We start from the raw sequence: 17,906 nt of genomic DNA, 5'->3' as shown, positions 1-17,906 counted from the left end.
CTCAAGCGGGTGGGTTCCAATAACGGACTGAAAGTCCGGATACGCGTCGACTAAACGACGCGTCTTAGTCGGGCTCCATTTTGAAATTATCGTTTGGATTAGGTTCAAAGTGATGCTCCAAATATTGCTTTATCATCTCATCAGTCATTTGCCCCACTGTGGCGCAAAAATAACCGCGGGCCCAAAAATGTCGACCCCAATATCGCTTTTTCAAGTGCGGGAACTCTTCGAACAGATAGCTCGAAGTTCGTCCCTTGATTCGCCTCATGATTTCGCTTGGGGCCATAGTCGGCGGCGCACTCACCAAAATGTGCACATGATCTTTGCTCACGACACCTTTGATAATCCGTATCTCAAAGGCTTCGCATGTCTGCCGCACCAAGTCTCTCACTCGTTCGGCTATTTCATCCTTCAGCACTTTATAACGATACTTCGTAACCCAAACAAAATGATACTCAATTTGGTAAACCGTATGGCTGCCGTATCTATAGTCCATCGCCACCTCCTTGGGCAAATTATCGCAGCTAAAGCTGACCGGCTAAAGCCGGTGGTTTAAACCTTATGATGGATAATTAAAAATGCTGATCGGTCCGGATTCGCCGCTCGACCTTAACGAGACTTCCAGTAACTTGTTTCTGCAGCGTTTCGTCGTCACCAACAAGGAAGCCATCGGCAAAACCATCGCCGAGCTGCGAACCTATTACGCGGTCACCATTTCCAGGATACAACGCCCCGAAATAGAATTGATTCCAAGCAAATCGACTCGCATCCATTTCGGCGACGAACTGCACGTGGTCGGCTCCCGCGAGGCGTTAACCAACATCGAAAAAGTCCTCGGCAACTCCTTGGAGCAAATCGATCACCCTCAAGTCATGCCGATCTTTATCGGCATCACGCTGGGCGTTATTTTGGGCAATATCCCAGTGTATATTCCCGGCGTACCGTCCGCCGTCAAACTGGGCCTGGCCGGCGGTCCGCTGATCATCGCCATTTTTCTCAGCCGCGTCGACAGTTGGGGAACGATGACCTGGCACATGCCGAAAAGCTCCAATATCATTTTGAAGGATATCGGCATCGTCCTGTTTCTGGCTTGCGTGGGCCTGAATGCCGGCGACCAGTTCCTGGCCACGCTGATCGAAGGCGACGGCCTGAAATGGCTGGGCGTCGCCGTGCTGATTACCTTGCTGCCGCTATTGATCGTGGCGCTGGTCGCGAGACTCTATTTTCGCGTCAATTTCCTCTCCATCTGCGGCCTGCTGGCCGGCAGCATGACCGACCCTCCGGCGCTGGCATTCGCCAACAGCTTCAACCCGTCGGCGGCCGTCTCCATCGCCTATGCTACGGTCTATCCGTTGGTCATGATTTTAAGAATCATCTCGGCCCAGTTGATGATTTTATTGTTTATGTAAAAAACGGCCATTTTGGACAAGCCTGGGTCATAACACCACGATGCCGTGCCTCGGCAATAATTGTTTCATCGTATAGTCGCGGTGATACACGGCGGCCTGATGGAAACGATAAACCTCCTGCCCAACGACCGTTTGAGAATTCGGCAGCATGGGAAATTGCAGCTTTTGTTGTTCCCAATCGTGCGCAGTGTAGCTCAGAGCATGCTGCTCCTGGGGATCGGTTTCGAACAGTTCCTGATTCAGAATGGCCTGCTTCCATGCCGCGATACGCCCTTGCATATCCGCTTCCAAGCGGATGATGGCCGAGACTTTGCCTTTTATCTGGGCAAAATCGACCGATTTCGCCCGAATTCCGGCTTGCCCGGCAAACCGGCTGAACGCGTCATGCAGCTTTTCCGCGCCTTCCAGATAGGTTGCGGGATTATCGCGCCAACCGGAATCCCTATTGTTTTTTTCGTAGGTAAAGCGCCATTTCAAAAAGGGCCGGTCCGGGAAGGTGGCGACCCCGCCGTGGCCCAAGGCACCGACCGCGTCCTCGGCGGTTTCACTGGCTATGCGCCGCCAGTTATACACCAGAAAGCTGGGCAAGTACTTTTTCAGGAACTTGCTGTATTTAGTCTCGAGGTAAACCTTCATGTCTTCGCTTTGGACATCGAGTTGAAAGGAATCCCCCCTCACCTTGTTACGCGTGGAACTGACCCCGGAAAAACCGTAATGGGCGAAAGTATCGGCATAGACATGCGCCATCACCCCCATCAATGCCAGGCCGTATTCCTCCTTGACCGAGACGGCGTGTTCTATGTGGTTGTTAACCATGATCCGAGCCAATTGGCCGTCTTTTTGGCACTGCAGTTTTTCCGACAAGCTCTCTCCGACGTTGCCCGGATAAAAATGGAACGGCACCCAAACGTTGCGCTGTTCGGTCAAATCCCGTTTGGCGTTTCTAATGGCCTGGGCGTTTGTGTGGGCGGTGGCAATGGCCTGTAGCATGCCGCCATCGTCGTGTTGTTCGCTATTATTGGCGGTCGCATCATCGACGTATTGCGCCGCATAGGCGATCACCCGGGCATGTTTGACGGCTAAGCCGGCTGCTCGGGCCATGGCATAAGTGCCATAATAATGCATATCTTCTTGCATGGTTTCCCCCCCTAATGGTTATTGTACTGGCATTCTTTCGCGGCCTTTCCCAGCTCGATTCTGGTTCTGTTCCGTATGCCTACGCCTCATAGCTGTTTTAATACCTCTATGCCCTTTTCAATCTGGGCCTGGATGATATCCGCTTCCATGCGCAACGCCTTCTTGAGCTCCTCGTCCCTGCACTCGTTGAGCATTTTGGTCGTTTTACGATGTTTGTTTTTCAGCTTTTTGATAACCCCTCTGATTTCAACGGCTTTATCCCTTTTTTCCTTTTCATCGGCGTTGAAAAAATCCTGCAATAGACTCAACAGTTTAATTTTGTTCATAGTTTTCATCCGGTTTGGGGTTAATGACTTCGAGCAACTCATGGTCGCTCAAGGCCAAAGCCTGCTCGGCCTTAACCGACTTGGTCGCGTAATCGACAAAAACGGTTTGCGCCATGCTTACCAGATTGGCCTGGATATCGTAGACATAGGCATTGTCATTCAATAACGACGTCCCCTCGTCGGCGCTGATCTTATGCTCGCGAATCAGGTTTTCTATGGTTTCGATGGCGATGCGGCGCTGATCCTTGATCGTGCCTTTCAACATATCCAGCGATAATAGCGGCAATTCATCCGCGAATTCACTGTTTTTGATTCTGTCCAACTCCCGGATCACCAAGGCAATCTGATAACGAATCCGGCCATATTCCTCGATCAAATTATGGTTGTAGGAATGGCTGCTTTTGAGCAAATTTTTTTGCAGGTGTTTAACGCCCTTAACCGCCTCCACCAGTTTCAAATTGGCTTCCCGCAACCAATGAAGTCGTCCCGACTGCTTTAACTCCCAGGTAAACCTGGCCTGACTGATAAACTCGATGATGGCGCTGTACAGGCCTTTAACCGTGCGATTGTAGGCCTCATCGATATCGTATTCGCCGATCCGCTTATATTTACCGATAATTTCATGCAGATCCTGCTCGGAATACACATCGCGCCGATGCAAGCCAATGACCTTCAAAATGATGTGTGAGGAATTTTCATACAAATGGAGCGTTTCCTGTTGCACCGACTCCACCGCCGTATCCGGGAACTGCAATGCCGATGGCGTTAAAAAACGCGGTTGTTCGACAGCGGCCTTTTTTTCCCGCATCACCTTTTCCAAAAACTTCGCCATCAATCCAGCCAACGGTAACATGACAATGACACCAGCCAGATTGAATAAAGTATGGAAGCTCGCCAGTTTCAACGTATAGTCATGGCTGTCGATACCGGCGTACCCACAAAACCGGTCGACCAGCCAGACGAATTGGTCCAGCAAGACGATAGCCAAAGCGCCGGTGAATACATTAAATAACACATGGGCTCCCGCCAGGCGCTTGCCTTTGATATTAGCGCTGAATGAACCGAGCACGGCGGTGATCGTCGTCCCCACATTGGAACCGATAGCCAATGCCAGCGAATTTTCATAGGTGATTTGCTGGGCGGCCAAGGCGGTAATGATCAGCACCATGGTCGCCCCGCTCGCCTGTATGATCACGGTAACGGCGATACCCAGCAGCACAAACACCAACAGCCCGCGTTTGCCACCCATCGCATACTGCGCCAGGTCGATATGGTCTTTAAAGGCATCGAAACCTTCCTTCATGTAATGGATACCCAGAAACAAAAATCCCAACCCAATCAAAACATGCCCCAGTCCCTGCAAACTCATGGATTTATTGAATTGCAACAAGACACCGAAGGTCAACAACGGTAAGGCATAGGAGGAAATGTTGACCTTCAGGCCGAAGCCAGCCACCAACCAGGCGCCGGTCGTCGTACCGAGATTTGCGCCGAAGATGATGCCGATGCCGGCCGCCAAATCGAGCAAGCCGGCGCTGATGAAGGAAATGACCAACAACGACAGCAAAGAACTGGATTGCATCAGGGTCGTGGTCGTGATGCCGAACAACAATCGCTTCAGCACATTGTCGGTCACCGAACGCAGGATTTTTTCCAGGACGCCGCCGGTAAAAAATTTAAATCCTTTTTGCAGCGACAACATGCCAAACAAAAATATGGCGATACCGGCAACAATGGTTTTGAAATCGGCGCTCAGCCAGAACCCCACAGCCAACAGTCCTAAAAACAACAAATAGACGCCGCGTTTGAACATACCCCCAATCCTCGCAATTCGTTTTTATTTTATCCCTGTATTTAGTCCGGATTACTCCGAACGCCTCTTCCCTATGCATTTTAGAGAGGATAAACTTGAGTGTATGACTTTTTCGCAGGACAGTCTAAGAAAAATTGAGCCGCAAATTATGTTACTTGCGGCATAGCCGAGAGTTTACCTAATGATTAATTTATAAAATAACGGCTATCGCGGTTAACCATTGTCTCGCCCGAAGTCGGCAACGCCTCTCGCCGACAGCAAAATCAATAGGTTGTTTGCAAAACAACAAAGGCGCCAGCGAATTTCCGAGTTTTACACGTCATGCCCAACCATGCGAACGGCCCGGAAATAATCCTCTTCCAGGCAAAAAAAAGCCAGATTGTTTCTATCTTTGAACCTTGTCGGTGTATACTCTGAGGTCGCTTTTTTAAACCACTTACGATAATAGGCTTTAAACTGATGGCTGAAAAAACAGTGAGCAAGCACCTGATTAATCTTGAAAAACATTTTGCGGCCAGCAACCCTGTTTTGCAAAAAGCAACCAAGGTGTTTCACGAACTCGACCAACTGGAATTCGATTTGGGGCTACTCGACAAGGACGAAACCACCGCCCGCAAGAGTTCCTGGTGGCCTATTATCAGCACTTTGGGAGGCCACTCGCCGGCAAAAAACGATTTCATCAATCGTTATCTCGGTGTCCAATTACACTCGACCGGCCATAAGTTCACCGTGCTTCAATACACGCCACAAACCACCACCGCCACCCTACCCGGTTCGGCGCTGGATGCCGATCACCGTCTGCCTTTTTATCAAGTCAGCCGCGACATCGAGCAAGTCGCTAAGGGCGAAGGCGCCAAAATCAATGCCTACCTGGAATTAGTCACGGTCAATAGCGATAAGTTGCGGGGCAAACTTTTGGTGGATGCGCCGATCCTGAGTTCGCAGTCGGATAACAAGATCAATACCTTGCTCAACCGCCACGTCATCGAGATGTCCGATCTGGTCTTGGTCTTCACCGACCTGTTCGACGCCGAGCCGGAACTGATCAACGATACCATCAGCACTATCATCGCACATCAGGACTCGAACAAGTTTCTTTATGTGATCGACCATTCCGAAATCAGTTTGGATTTTCGCAAGATCAACGAAATCACCACGTCATGGCGGCGCAGACTGGCCGAGTTAGGCATCAATACCGGCCAATTCCTGGTGCTTACCGACGCCAATGACACGTCAACGATCGACCGCCGCATCGCCAATATCGACAATGATCGTTCCTACCGCGTGCTAAGTTCTTTGGAAAAGAGTATCCGCGATATCGACGACGTCATCATTCCCGAAGTCGGCGATGCCTTATCGTCGTGGAAGGAGCGCTCCAATGCCTCCACCTTGATTGTTCTGGGATTTTTGGTCACGTTGATGCTGTTCGCGGAAATTTCCGTCGGCATCCTGGACTTTTTCCTCGACCCCATCATCGGCCCGATTATTCTATTGATATTAATTGCGATTCTGACGCCGATGCATTTAATCATCAGCCGGGTCCATGCAAAATTCATCGTCAACAAATTGCACGACCGACAAAAAAAACTCAATCTAGCCGAAAATCTGGCCGGCTTGTTCGAAAAAAGCCTCACATTCTGGCGCACGTTGTTGCCGATGAAAGAACCGGTTGCCAAAAACAAGAAAACCAGGGCAAAATTAGCCCAATTGCTTGAACAAACTAAAGATCTGGTACAGGCGTTGAACGACCAGTTCAGTCATTATCAGGACGACAGCTTTAACGACTACAGTATTTCCAGCGACAACCAATAAAATAATAACAATAATGAATGGACAACTGAGTTTAAGCTACCATGGGTACTTTTAGACAGTATTTGCCGCTATGCTGGTTCGCGGCCAACCCTCTCGATTTAACGAGGTCTGTTGGTTTTTTTAAGCATAACCTATGGTTTTATTTCGTCGTTGAACTGTTTATCCAGGTCAACATGATCGATAATTTCGAGGCGGTTTTCGAAGTCATACTGGAAACGGGGTTGACCCTGTTATTCGTCGGCATCGTTCTGTTCTTGAATAAGTCGACGCATTCCTATATCCAAGTCACTTCGGCGGTTTTATTTTGCGAAAATATCATCGCGGTACTTGCCGTGCCGGTGATGGTATGGCTCACCATGACCGACAACGAGTTCAGTTATCTGTTGATGTTTTTATTGATTTTATGGGATTTCTCGTTGGTTGCCTTCGTTTACAAAAAGGCACTCGGCATCAACACGGCGGCCGGTTGCGTGGTCTCTCTGTTTTATTTCTCCTGCACCTACGGCCTTGCTTACGGCATCACCACTATATTCATCGGTTAGTCAGAACCGCTCCAAGTCGGGATGAGGCAATTCACCGCGATGCACATGCATGGCACCGAACTCGGCGCAACGATGCAGGCTTGGCACCGCCTTGCCCGGATTCAACAAACCCTTTTCATCAAAAGCCAGCTTCACGGCATGAAACAAGGCCAATTCCCCTTCCTTGAATTGCAGGCACATGTGATTGATTTTTTCGACTCCCACGCCATGCTCGCCGGTGATCGTGCCGCCCACTTCGACGCTTAAGCGCAAAATATCCCCGCCCAAGCGCTCGGCCTTTGCCATCTCGCCCTCGTTATTGGCATCATACAGAATCAAGGGGTGCAAATTACCGTCGCCGGCATGAAAGACGTTCACCACGGGCAAGGCGTAGCGGTCCGACAATTCGGCGATTTTTTTCAACACACGGGCCAAATAACGACGCGGAATCGTGCCATCCATGCAATAGTAATCGGCTGAAATCCTGCCCACGGCGGGAAACGCCGCCTTACGTCCTGCCCACATTTTTTGTCTGTCCTGTTCGGAATCGGCAACCCTAACCTCAATGGCGCCTTGCCGTTGCAGCAGCTGGCTTGCTTTCATGATATCGGACTCCACCTGTTCCTCGGTACCGTCCATCTCGCATAACAAGATGGCTGCCGCGTCCAGCGGGTAACCGGCACGAACAAAATCCTCGGCAGCCCGGATGGCGGCCTTATCCATCATTTCCAAACCGGCCGGTATCAGGCCTTCGGCAATGATCGCCGCCACCGCGTTGCCAGCCAGCTCGATCTCGTTAAACGCCGCCAGAATCACCTGAGCACACTCCGGAATCGGTAACAGTTTGACACTGATTTCGACAATCACGCCAAGCATGCCTTCGGAACCGGTCAACAACGCTAGCAAATCATAGCCCGGGCTGTCCAGGCCATGATCGCCAATCGTAACCCGTTCGCCGTCCATTGTGACGATTTGCAAACGCAAAATATTGTGCGTGGTTAAGCCGTATTTTAAACAATGCACTCCACCCGAATTTTCCGCGACATTGCCGCCAATGGAACAAGCAATTTGCGAGGACGGATCCGGCGCATAGTAAAGTCCATGTTGGGCTACCGCCTGGGAGATAGCGACATTCCTCACGCCCGGCTGCACCCGGGCGAGGCGGTTGGCGGCATCGATGTGCAAGATCCGGTTGAAGCGGGCCATACTCAACAGCACGCCGTTATCCAACGGTATCGCGCCGCCCGCCAAGCCGGTCCCCGCGCCCCTGGCGACCACCGGCACGCCAAGCCGATGGCATACGCGCAGTAGTTGCTGAACTTGCTCGACGCTATCGGGCAACACCACCAGCCAGGGCAGACATTGATAAGCGGACAGCCCGTCGCACTCGAAGGCGCGCAGTTGTTCGGTTTCGGCAAGAATGGCGGAATCCGGCAAGAATTGACGCAGCGAAGCAATCAGCGCCTTTTTGCCGACAGTATGCGTGACTCTCTCCGAGCCATGGGGGTGAATGGTACTCATTTATACTTATCCCGCTTCGAATTTCGGCAGTGCCCGAGAAGGCACCGGAGTGTTTTACGGAGGTCTTGACAGCATGGATACAGACATGAAGCCTACATGAACCTATTTACCCAGCACCTAAATTAGCGAAGAAAATAATAAGGTTAGGATGATTGCCCTATTCATCTCGTACCAGCCGATATTTCAATTCATAGCGACTCAGTTCGGCGCCCGGCACTGGCGCCAACACATTTGCGGCGGTCAGCGCCTCGGCAAGCAGAACATCACTGCCTTCGTACTTGATCTTGTAAATATTGTAGCCGTTCTCGACACTGACCCAGTTGACCGATTTGATCAGCGCCACGGATTGCAAAAATTCGGTGACTCTGACCATGTCGGTCATCGTTTTTACGCCTTTGATTTTGAGTCTGATAAAACCGCTTTCCGCTATTTCCGGCTTGACCGCGTAATACTTCGACAACACGTCGTAGACTCCCTGCATGCCGGATAAGGTCACCTCCGAAAGCGCTGCGCAAGGAGTAGCCCATTGTTCGATTTTTTCATCGAAATACAAAGCCCATTCAGCTTCCCAGCATTTCCCTTTTTCCACCAGGCGCCCCGCGAGCACCGAAACCACATCGTAACGCTCGGACGCGGCCAATAATTGTGTCGAATCGTTACTCAACACTTCGCTGACCGAAATTCTTTGCTGCTCTTCGAGGTCCAACATCGGAAAAATAAGCGGCAAGCCTTTTATGCGAGCGGCGCGTGTCAGGGCGTTTTCCAGTTCCGGCATGCTATCGGCCTCGTAAAAACGGAGCTTATCTTGACGCTCGACCACCAGCCAAGCCAAGGTTTCGGGCCTAATCTCGCTCCAGATCCCGACATTGCCTGAACGCAATAATTCGAGCAATTGTTGCTCATCGAACAAAACCCGCATCAAGCGGGACCTTTCATCGCGCTGCCACTTGCTGGATATCATCGCATATTGAAATTGACGCACATAATGGGAGGCTCCGGCAAGCGCCGTTTTCACCACCGGCGTCTCCATGACCTTGTCGGCTGCCACGACCCGCCCGAGAACGACGGCCAGGGCTTCCCGAATCGCCTTATTGCGGTCCTCGTTGGAACGGCTTTTTGCCAACACTTCGGTCTCATACAAACCCTTGACTTCCACCGCCCAAACATTGCCGACACCCAGCAAAAGCGCCAGCATTAATAACGCGCTAAACCCTCTCAACTCTTTCTCCAAGCAAAGCGTTAAACTTCTCACTTAAGCACAAACTCCTTTCGACTGTCCAACCATCTTCCTTTAGCGGAATCTATAGTACAATAGCGGTTATTCTAACCTTAACTTTAGCTAGTAGAGTACTGGACATTGAGCGAGCAAAAGCAAGATAGCCTGAATTATAAAAGTGCCGGCGTCGATATCGAAGCCGGTAACGCGCTAGTCGAGCGCATTAAACCGATCGCGGCGAAAACCCGGACGGCCGGCGTCATGGCCGGACTAGGCGGATTCGGCTCGATGTTCGAACTGCCGCTCGACCGCTACAAAAACCCGATCCTGGTTTCCGGAACCGACGGCGTCGGCACCAAATTGAAACTGGCGCTCGAACTCGGCATTCATAATACCGTCGGCATCGACCTGGTCGCCATGTGCGTTAACGACATCATCGTGCAAGGCGCAGAACCCTTGTTTTTTTTGGACTATTTCGCGACCGGCAAACTTGATGTCGACACGGCGGCGGCAGTCGTCGAGGGGATCGGCAAAGGCTGCGAACAAGCAGGCGCCGCCTTGGTTGGCGGCGAAACCGCGGAAATGCCGGGCATGTACGCCGAAGGCGATTACGACCTGGCCGGATTTTGTGTCGGCATCGTCGAAAAAGCTAACATACTGGACGGCAGTAAAGTCAAAGCCGGCGACAAACTGATCGGCATCGCCTCTTCCGGCCCGCATTCCAACGGCTATTCGTTGATCCGCAAAATCATCGAGAAAAGCCATGCTTCCCTGACCGATGACTTCAACGGCAAACCACTCGGCGAAACGCTGCTGGAACCAACCCGCATTTATGTCAAACCGTTGCTGGAACTGTTCAAACAAGTCCCGGTGCATGCCCTGGCCCATATCACCGGCGGCGGCATCACCGAAAACCTGCCCCGGGTATTGCCGGAAGGCCTCAGCGCGGCAATCGACCTGTCCAGCTGGGAAATGCCGGAAGTTTTCAAATGGCTGCAACAACAAGGCAACATCACGCAAGCCGACATGCTGACCACGTTCAACTGCGGCATTGGCATGATTGTTTGCGTGGCAGAGGAAGATGCCGAGCAATCCATAGCTACGTTGACGGAACAAGGAGAAAGAGTTTTTAAGGTGGGAGAAATCGTTGTTGGCCGAGGTAAATCCGACGTGATTTATCGTTAGACTTGGTTGACTGACTCGACCTGCATTACCGTAATCCAGCAAGCTTACAGAACGATAGAGGCTAGTCCATCATTTTCGACTAATTGTGGATATAAAAAACTTTAGGACGGGCTGGGGATCCCGTCCTCTCAAAGCCCCTTACCGGCGCAGATACTCAATAAAACGAATTAGCATAAATTTATACTGCCTTAAAGAAAACCAAATTTATGCGAACTAATACAGCACCTTAACCGAACCGACGGAATCAAACTAGGCGGCTTGCTCTTGCGGCAGTGCTACTTCATCATCCAACTCGGAAAATAATCGATATCCTTTTTTAAAATCATTTGTCCAAATATCATTACTTAACACTTCATTCAGATCGATTTTGAATGGATAGCGCTCTCCTCGATAGTGACACCCATTCCCAACTAAGCTCATTTTTGCACCTACCCTACTGATAATACGAGCCAAGGCCTTCGTACTTAAAAAATACCAATTATCAATATTTTTTTCTTCGCTATAGATACTGGCCGCTCTAAACAACCCCCAAATCAAACTTTGATTGATTTTTCTACGATTGTAAAAATCTATGACATTTTTACCTTGTGCCGGCATGTCGGCCTTGCCGTTCAATCCCAAAGGCGGTTCCTCGTCGGTTTTTCTCCTACGGATTTCCTTGACCAGACAAAGCCGGGAAATCTCGATATCGATATTATTAGATTCATGAGGAGTGTTTAACGAACAGTGCTCTTGCAAAGGTAAGGCACCATCTTGTTTGAACACCATGCGCATCGCCCCCACCCATTGTTTCGTCTCTTTATGTCTGACTAAAAAATGCACAGCATTGTCGTCCCAGCGGTCTTTTTCTTGTTCCGACGAAAAATTATTCTTGTCTTCGAATCCCATTTCTTCGCAATAAACTTGATAACGCAATTTAAAATGTTCTTCTCTTCCTTCGGCTGTATCGGCCAAATAAACATCGAAATAATCGTCAAACATAACATTTACCCAATAAAATTAAAAAAAGGACCCTTTAATCCGGACTTAAACCGAATAATTAACTTTGGTCCATTAAATCAAGGAAACATTAAATTTTTCTTAACTGAGATTCATTCTAGTTGCTATCTAAAATATTTCCCCTAGAAAGCAACCAAGAATAGCGATATCGGAATGAAAGGCGCAAACGAACAATGTTCACAAGAGAGACGTGACTCGATCCACATGGTGTTAAGCGGCCGAGACGTAATCAAAAACTCAATCACTACCCAATTATGCTTCATATCACATTTATCAAGTGGCCACGGTACAGCTTTCAGAGGCATGACAGCGGCCTCCTGGATGAAGTAAAACAGGCTCAGGCCACCAATGATCCGTAGACGCCGGTTTGGGTTAAGGAATAAAAAGAAGAAAAAGTCTAAAAATGCTGTGACTGACTTTCAATTGCGTCACTGGGATACTTGGCAGCATCATACGGCTTAATATGATGTAGGGAACTTCTCTTTCTGATCAAATAGAAACACCCCGGTCACCACAAAACTTGCCTGCAGTCATTCAATAATTTTGCGAATGGACTAAAGCACCTGCGTCGAGGGTAACGACACATGACAGAATAATCGCTTACATAATCAGCAAGCGGCATTATTAGAGGCGAAAGGTCAATGAATTGCACGTCAGACATTCTCAGGCGGCATTGGAATGAAATCTGACAAAGAACTTTCTATAAAAAAACGCCCGTCTTTATTAAGACGGGCGTTTTAAAACCAAATATCTAATGGTAATAATTTATAGTTTCGGTATTGTGTTACGCGAATATCCGGCGCTTGAAACCAAGACCCATTAGACCCAAGCCTAACAGAGCCAAGGAAGCGGGCTCAGGAACATAGGTGGTGTTACCAATAACGGCGCCGTTACCCCCATTTGAATATTTTGATGCTAAATTAATAGTATTGGGGTCTGTTCCAAAAAACGCACTACCATTGTAGCTTAGAGATTTAGGGTCAAACACATCCGCCGCCGTACCGCCGATTATATCAAATGTCGCTTCAACAAAACCGGAAGTAATATCACCGGATGTAAAGAATAAACTAGCGATATCCAAATCCAACCATACTCGATCACCGATCGCCGCATTTGCCTCGGCCAAAGAGCTGATTGGCACGGACAGGTTATCGATTGAACCATCATCTATGTATATGCGGGCCCACGCGTTGGTCAAATCAAAAGTTTGATCCTTATTTAACCCAATGCCGCCAAATGCGTAAGTCAATTCACAACTCGGACAAAAAGAGTCTGCAGAACCACCAGTAGATGATGCTGCAATAACGTTCATCAACGGATCGTTGATCCTGTAGAACTCGCCCCCTCCTGTAAGTTCATATCCTGTTGCATCACTGCTAGTTGGATCGAGTGTGGCAAAGACCGTTCCGATGGTTACTGCATCGTTATAGTTACCTAATGAACCGATCGAGTTTCCATTAGCGGTTGTTGTATACCACTGGGTGAAATCGAATTTGCCTATAAAGTCTTGTTCTATTGGCGGGGTAGATCCATCATCCCAATTGGGATCGAAAACTACTCCATCCACATTAAGTGCATTGGCCTGACTGGCTAATGCAAATAATCCTGCTGTTGCGATTAATTTGATTGCTTTCATCGTACTTTCCTCTGGTTTAAATACAACATTCGTTAAACAAATTACATGCCATAAAATTAAAATATTTTTAAACCATTAATTATTATAACTTTTTTATCCGACACTCCATTTATTATTCCTTGAACACTTTATCAAATGTAAAAATATCTGACACTCAAACCAAGAACCTTCCCTAATTTCGTTCTAACCGAATCAATACCCACTTGCCTCCAGACTCATTGACAGTCAGAGCGATTCGAATAGCGATCAATGAGTGAACTTTCTTGAAAAGAATTATAAGGCTAATTTACTGGGCCTGTGCATAGCGTTACATAAAATAACGATAGACACTTCTCGCTTGCTCTCGAATATCCTCAAAGCTTGTCCCACTCGGTGTTTGGAAAAGGGCGGCATACCATCGGAGATTGTGTCTCAACTTTATGACGCGACGCCCGCTATCCGTAAAAAATCAATTATCAATCATTTCTCCTTATCCAAGATGACGTCTATACTCACCTTACTGAGTAACGAAAGCTAACGGCCGACTGTATTTTCGAAATTGCTGGCTGGACAAATTAGCCAGTGTTTAAGCCTTTTTGCGCCAATTGCGAAGCTGAAGCTCTAAACACCTAAGTTCATTGGAAAAGCTAAGCCAACATGAGCGTTATCGTTTTGTAGTTCTATGAAGATTAGCCAAACAAGGATATAGCCATGACTGATACTCGACATAAACTTTCAAATCTATCATTTTTTTAGACTTTCTCAGATTTTTGCCGCCTATTAACAAATCTAAAGGCTTATAGCTAACAGCGCACAAGCAAATTCCGGGAACCTAAAAAACATTTCAGGCGATGTTAAATTAAACAAACATTAACCAACTTGAAGATATCATGACTAACACTCAAATTGAAGCCGCACTTACCGCCTGGAAAAATGCCCTGGGCACTAACGCCATTGTAAATGATATTGACACCCTGCGGATTGGCGCCGCCAATTGCATCGGCATTCAACGCCATATTCCAGCCATACTCTATCCTAAAAGCGCTCAGGACGTGGCACAAATTGTAAGGATAGCGGGACAGTATAAAGTCCCTCTCTATCCTTACAGTACTGGTCGCAACTGGGGTTATGGCTCGTCTAATCCGACAAGGGACGATTGTGTACTAGTCGATTTATCCCGCATGAAACGTATTATCGAATTCGACGCCGAAATCGGTTTATTAACAATAGAGCCTGGCGTTACGCAGCGTATGTTGGACACCTATCTAAAACAACATCGATTGCCGTTTATGGTTCCTGTTACCGGTGCCGGCCCAGATTGCAGTTTAGTCGGCAATGCTTTTGAACGGGGCTATGGCATTACTCCTTACGCCGATCATTTTGGTGCGGTGATGGGCTTGGAAGCGGTGCTGCCGAACGGTGATACCTATCGCTCCATGCTATCGGGATTAGGTGGCGAAATGATCGATAAATCATTTAAATGGGGTATGGGCCCTTATGTCGAAGGACTCTTATCACAAAGCAACTTCGGTATCGTTACACAAATGACTATTGCTTTGGCCCCATTACCGGAACGCGTCGAAGCTTTTTTCTTCAGTGTAAAAAAAGCTGACGAACTGGAATTAGCGGTAAAAAAAATTCGTCAAGTATTACGCGAGGTCGGCGCTGTAACCGGCTCGATTAATCTGATGAACAAACACCGAGTACTGTCAATGTCCGAATCCTATCCCAAAGATCGGCTCGGACCAGACGGTTTAATACCGGAATCGGTTTTGAAAGAAATGATGCGCCGCAATCAGGTTATGGAATGGACTGCCGTCGGCGCCATTTATGGCAACAAACAAATCGTCGCGGCAGCACGGGGACAAATACGCAAGATATTACGGCCAGTTGCCAAACGCTTGATATTCTTTACTCCCCGTTTGGTTAAATTCATGCATGGCACGGCGCAAACGTTACCGATAATTCGCAATTTACACTTAGTCAACGTACTTGGAACGTTACACAAAACCATGCAATTATTCGCCGGCGAACCAAGTGAAATCGCTTTGCCTTTGTCGTATTGGCGTTCCGGTACATTACCTCCCGATGGCAAGCCGATGAATCCAGCGCAAGATGGTTGTGGCTTGATATGGTATTCACCGTTGGTGCCTATGAAACCGAATTTAACTCGGGAGTATGTAAACATGGTGACCAATATTTGTGTCAAGTACCGCATTGAACCACTTATTACATTAACCAGTCTATCCGAACGTTGTTGGGATAGCACTGTTCCCATTCTTTATGACCGTCAAAACCCCGAAGAAATGGAACGCGCACAAGCCTGTTACAAAGAATTGCTAGAAAATGGCCGTAAGTTAGGATTTATCCCTTATCGTTTAGGCATACAATCAATGAATTTTCCCGAAGAAAATAACGCGGTTCCTGAAGTATTAAAAACAATTAAATCAGCTATTGACCCGAACCATATTATTGCTCCAGGTCGTTATGGATTAAGTTGAAATCAAGGCTGCAACCGTCGCAGCAATGCTTCGGCCGCAGCCTTTTCGGAAAAATCTAGATTGCCTTGCAAAGCCGCCTGTAAAATCGAGCGTGCACGTTGCGAATCACCGTTTTCTGCGTAAGCCTCGGCCAAATGATAATGGATATCGCCGGCCTTAGGGGCTAGCTTAACAGCTTGTTCCAATAATTCGATGCCTTCTTCAGGCTTACCCTGTCTTGCTAAAATTGTTCCGTAAGTGTCAACTATTGCCGCTGTCTCCGGCGCTTTTCGATACGCTTTCTCGGCTAATTCCAAGGCTCCAGGATTGTTTTGCTGCAGATACAACCATGCTAAATTGTTCATCGCTAAGACGTTATCAGGCTTTTTATTCAGCATCAAACGATAGTGTTTCTTGGCCAATTCAAAACGCTGTTGCCGTTCGTAAATATTAGCTAATTTAAAATGGAAGGTTAAATTACTGGCATCTTTATTTAGCGCCTTTTCCAGCAAAGCAATGGCATCACCGGTTTTCCCTTGCTCATTTAAAATATCCACCATTTTCAACAATAATTCGTCATTGGGATTCAGAGAATATGCTTTACGATAACTGGCGAGTGATTGATCGAAGTCCCCTTCCGCAGAATAGATTTTGCCTTGCAGCGTTTGACTCAAACCTTTTTTTGGCGAAAGTCTTTCTATAGTACCTACTAATGCCTCAGCATCCTGATAACGTTCAAGTTTAATTAAAAACGCTACTTGTTGAAGGCGCACTCGAAGATTATCTGGCGCGATGACAGCTATTTCATCCAATAACGTAACGATTGCTTTTTCCTGGTCGGGTTGTCCCATCAGCAATCGGACGAGTAAAAACCGACTTTGAATATCCTGTTTTTCCTCCTCAATCAGTTTTTTTAGCGTGTGTTCGGCATCCAAAAATTGTCTATTAGCGATTTGAGCCTGCGAAAGCAAAAACAACACGCGGCTATTATTTGGCTCACGTTGTACGAACTCTTCGGCGAGAGCAAGAAATGCCGGAGCCTGTTTACGTGCCAGATAAAATTGACCAAGTGCTGCGGCAGCTTTGATTTCGCTGTTTATCGCCCCCCGGGCTTTCTGGTAAGCGGATTTTAGCCATTGTTCCAGCGCTACCTTATCGTGCTGTTTATTAGCGATATCGGCCAACACGAAATAAGGAGTCTGGAATTTATCGTTAATAACTAACGCACGCTTGGCGTAATAATGGGCTTGATCCAACTGGTTTTCTCCTAACTCCAACATCGCTAAGCTAACTAGCGCACGTTGATCGTTGGGATTCATTTCGATTGCCCTGAGTAGATTTTTCCGAGCTGCAGGTTTGTTGTTTTCCATTACGTCTAATGTTGCACTAAGACCATAGAAAAGAGACTGATTAGGATATTGTTTAAACAATGCTTCAATTTTTTCTCGAGCCTCTTTTACATGCTTTTGCTTAATCATTTTGACAACAGTCTCATAATGATGCTCGAGTTCCGTGGAATCGGTTTCCAGACTTCCTAAATAGTCGGGAAAAGGATCGTCCGAGTTGAAATGCTCAAATTCCATTTCATTCGACGTCCCTGATTCGTCAAAAACCTCAAAAGTTGCCGAGAACGTCGGTTGTGTTAGCATCAAAAAGATGCCAAATGTGGCGAGTTGGCGTAACAAGATGGAGCTAACAATTCTGTTAATAGTTTTTTTCATAGGGACTCATATTAAAAGTTTAAACATGACTGGCATTTTTTATGAATTACAGCTTTGCAAGCAGAATACCTACTTGCAACAACAGGCTAAGATTACAGTCCGAACAGTTTTAAAGAATTTAATGCGATAATATTCGACACGAAACACCATT

The 17,906-nt window shown here is 47.7% G+C and carries 14 protein-coding genes; 5 read left to right on the top strand and 9 right to left on the bottom strand.

From position 1 onward, the window contains the following. Positions 1-64: 64 nt before the first annotated feature. A complete protein-coding gene (tnpA, locus tag EP25_RS0120055) occupies positions 65-496 on the bottom strand; it encodes an IS200/IS605 family transposase (protein WP_031432165.1) in 432 nt (143 codons plus the stop codon). 82 nt (positions 497-578) lie between these two features. Here tnpA and EP25_RS0120050 point away from each other — a divergent pair, with 82 nt between their 5' ends. Further along, complete coding sequence (locus tag EP25_RS0120050) at positions 579-1,409, top strand: aspartate-alanine antiporter-like transporter (protein WP_051906936.1); 831 nt, start codon at positions 579-581, stop codon at positions 1,407-1,409. A 27-nt stretch (positions 1,410-1,436) separates the two neighbouring features. On the opposite strand, the gene EP25_RS0120045 is transcribed toward EP25_RS0120050, so the two are convergent. From EP25_RS0120045 to EP25_RS0120035, 3 genes are all read right to left on the bottom strand, one after another. Beyond that, a complete protein-coding gene (locus EP25_RS0120045) occupies positions 1,437-2,546 on the bottom strand; it encodes a DUF6765 family protein (RefSeq protein ID WP_031435503.1) in 1,110 nt (369 codons plus the stop codon). 86 nt (positions 2,547-2,632) lie between these two features. Continuing rightward, positions 2,633-2,872: a hypothetical protein gene (locus tag EP25_RS0120040; RefSeq protein WP_031435502.1), complete on the bottom strand. Its 240-nt coding sequence runs from the start codon at positions 2,870-2,872 to the stop codon at positions 2,633-2,635. Beyond that, on the bottom strand, positions 2,859-4,685 hold the full coding sequence (locus EP25_RS0120035; RefSeq protein WP_031435501.1) for a Na/Pi cotransporter family protein: 1,827 nt from the start codon (positions 4,683-4,685) through the stop codon (positions 2,859-2,861). Before EP25_RS0120035 ends, EP25_RS0120040 begins: the two co-directional genes overlap by 14 nt. A 459-nt stretch (positions 4,686-5,144) precedes the next feature. Between EP25_RS0120035 and EP25_RS0120030 the strand changes: the two genes are divergently transcribed. Together EP25_RS0120030 and EP25_RS0120025 are read left to right on the top strand one after the other, a co-directional pair. Next, the gene (locus EP25_RS0120030; protein WP_031435500.1) at positions 5,145-6,497 is read left to right on the top strand and encodes a P-loop NTPase family protein; all 1,353 of its coding nucleotides are present in this window, start codon (positions 5,145-5,147) and stop codon (positions 6,495-6,497) included. A 41-nt stretch (positions 6,498-6,538) separates the two neighbouring features. After that, entirely contained in the window at positions 6,539-7,039 is a 501-nt protein-coding gene (locus tag EP25_RS0120025; RefSeq protein ID WP_031435499.1) for a hypothetical protein, read from the top strand. Here the strand turns inward: EP25_RS0120025 and EP25_RS0120020 are convergent, their stop codons facing one another. Beyond that, complete coding sequence (locus tag EP25_RS0120020; protein ID WP_031435498.1) at positions 7,040-8,539, bottom strand: FAD-linked oxidase C-terminal domain-containing protein; 1,500 nt, start codon at positions 8,537-8,539, stop codon at positions 7,040-7,042. Between the two features lie 157 nt (positions 8,540-8,696). Then, complete coding sequence (locus EP25_RS0120015; protein ID WP_152555695.1) at positions 8,697-9,791, bottom strand: DUF2066 domain-containing protein; 1,095 nt, start codon at positions 9,789-9,791, stop codon at positions 8,697-8,699. 105 nt (positions 9,792-9,896) lie between these two features. Here EP25_RS0120015 and purM point away from each other — a divergent pair, with 105 nt between their 5' ends. After that, positions 9,897-10,940 carry a phosphoribosylformylglycinamidine cyclo-ligase gene (purM, locus tag EP25_RS0120010; protein ID WP_031435496.1) on the top strand — a complete coding sequence of 348 codons (1,044 nt, stop codon included), beginning with the start codon at positions 9,897-9,899 and terminating at the stop codon, positions 10,938-10,940. A 249-nt stretch (positions 10,941-11,189) separates the two neighbouring features. On the opposite strand, the gene EP25_RS0120005 is transcribed toward purM, so the two are convergent. Beyond that, a complete protein-coding gene (locus tag EP25_RS0120005) occupies positions 11,190-11,921 on the bottom strand; it encodes a PEP-CTERM/exosortase system-associated acyltransferase (RefSeq protein WP_051906935.1) in 732 nt (243 codons plus the stop codon). Positions 11,922-12,723: 802 nt separating this feature from the next. After that, the gene (locus EP25_RS0120000) at positions 12,724-13,575 is read right to left on the bottom strand and encodes a PEP-CTERM sorting domain-containing protein (protein WP_031435494.1); all 852 of its coding nucleotides are present in this window, start codon (positions 13,573-13,575) and stop codon (positions 12,724-12,726) included. Between the two features lie 869 nt (positions 13,576-14,444). On the opposite strand from EP25_RS0120000, the gene EP25_RS0119995 reads away from it, so the two are divergent. Next, positions 14,445-16,055, top strand: coding sequence for an FAD-binding protein (locus EP25_RS0119995; RefSeq protein WP_031435493.1), 1,611 nt, complete (start codon positions 14,445-14,447; stop codon positions 16,053-16,055). A gap of 2 nt (positions 16,056-16,057) precedes the next feature. Here EP25_RS0119995 and EP25_RS0119990 read toward each other — a convergent pair whose 3' ends face one another. After that, positions 16,058-17,755, bottom strand: a complete 1,698-nt coding sequence (locus EP25_RS0119990; protein WP_031435492.1) for a tetratricopeptide repeat protein — start codon at positions 17,753-17,755, stop codon at positions 16,058-16,060. Positions 17,756-17,906: the final 151 nt, after the last annotated feature.

It is taken from the genome of Methylomarinum vadi, from assembly GCF_000733935.1.
In the GTDB taxonomy this organism is placed as follows: domain Bacteria; phylum Pseudomonadota; class Gammaproteobacteria; order Methylococcales; family Methylomonadaceae; genus Methylomarinum; species Methylomarinum vadi.
This window is presented reverse-complemented; position numbering and strand designations above follow the sequence as displayed.

Coding starts and splice junctions, on each gene's coding strand:
- tnpA (WP_031432165.1), bottom strand. CDS start 496: ATGGACTATAGATACGGCAGCCATACGGTTTACCAAATTGAGTATCAT.
- EP25_RS0120050 (WP_051906936.1), top strand. CDS start 579: ATGCTGATCGGTCCGGATTCGCCGCTCGACCTTAACGAGACTTCCAGT.
- EP25_RS0120045 (WP_031435503.1), bottom strand. CDS start 2,546: ATGCAAGAAGATATGCATTATTATGGCACTTATGCCATGGCCCGAGCA.
- EP25_RS0120040 (WP_031435502.1), bottom strand. CDS start 2,872: ATGAACAAAATTAAACTGTTGAGTCTATTGCAGGATTTTTTCAACGCC.
- EP25_RS0120035 (WP_031435501.1), bottom strand. CDS start 4,685: ATGTTCAAACGCGGCGTCTATTTGTTGTTTTTAGGACTGTTGGCTGTG.
- EP25_RS0120030 (WP_031435500.1), top strand. CDS start 5,145: ATGGCTGAAAAAACAGTGAGCAAGCACCTGATTAATCTTGAAAAACAT.
- EP25_RS0120025 (WP_031435499.1), top strand. CDS start 6,539: ATGGGTACTTTTAGACAGTATTTGCCGCTATGCTGGTTCGCGGCCAAC.
- EP25_RS0120020 (WP_031435498.1), bottom strand. CDS start 8,539: ATGAGTACCATTCACCCCCATGGCTCGGAGAGAGTCACGCATACTGTC.
- EP25_RS0120005 (WP_051906935.1), bottom strand. CDS start 11,921: ATGTTTGACGATTATTTCGATGTTTATTTGGCCGATACAGCCGAAGGA.
- EP25_RS0120000 (WP_031435494.1), bottom strand. CDS start 13,575: ATGAAAGCAATCAAATTAATCGCAACAGCAGGATTATTTGCATTAGCC.
- EP25_RS0119995 (WP_031435493.1), top strand. CDS start 14,445: ATGACTAACACTCAAATTGAAGCCGCACTTACCGCCTGGAAAAATGCC.
- EP25_RS0119990 (WP_031435492.1), bottom strand. CDS start 17,755: ATGAAAAAAACTATTAACAGAATTGTTAGCTCCATCTTGTTACGCCAA.